The organism is Acidovorax sp. KPB24-07, assembly GCF_057543315.1.
In genome coordinates, this window is sequence record NZ_BAAJYS010000888.1 from 1 (window position 1) to 667 (window position 667).

At 73.6% G+C, this 667-nt stretch carries 1 protein-coding gene; it reads left to right on the top strand.

Annotated features, from left to right (window positions below):
• Nucleotides 1-667, top strand: a 667-nt coding sequence (locus AC27IQ_RS26490) for an alkaline phosphatase D family protein (protein WP_487091440.1), incomplete at both ends; no start/stop codon positions are given.

Below are 667 nucleotides of genomic sequence, written 5' to 3' on the forward strand. Positions count from 1 at the left end.
CGAGTTCGCGCACAGCGTGCATATCGAGCTGCAGGGCTGGCCCGGGCGCTGGTACCACTACCGCTTTCTGCAGGGCGACGCCGTCAGCGCCACCGGCCGCACGCGCACCGCGCCGGCCGCCGGGGATGTGGCGCCGGGCCTGCGCATCGCCTTCGCGTCGTGCCAGCGGTGGGAGCACGGCCACTACGCGGCCTGGGCCGACGTGTGCCGCCAGTCGCCCGACCTGGTGCTGTTCCTGGGCGACTACATCTACGAATACGCCAGCCCCAAGGACCCGGCCGGGCTGGCGCGCGTGCACGGCCTGCGCCTGGCGCACACGCTGGCCGACTACCGCGACCGCTACGCGCTGCACAAGAGCGATCCGTCGCTGCAGGCGGCCCACGCGCTGTGCCCCTGGGCCACGACCTGGGACGACCACGAGGTACAGAACGACTACGCCGGCACCCACGGCCGCGGCGACGCCGCCGACTTCCTGGCGATGCGCACGGCGGCATGGCAAGCCTTCTACGAACACACGCCGCTGCGAGTGGCGAGCCTGGCGGCCAGCGGGTTCGGCGCGCTGCAGGTGTACCGCGCGCTGCCCTGGGGGCGACTGGCGACCATCCACCTGCTGGATGCGCGCCAGTTCCGCGACCGCCAGGCCTGCCGCGCGGAAGGCAGCAGCGGC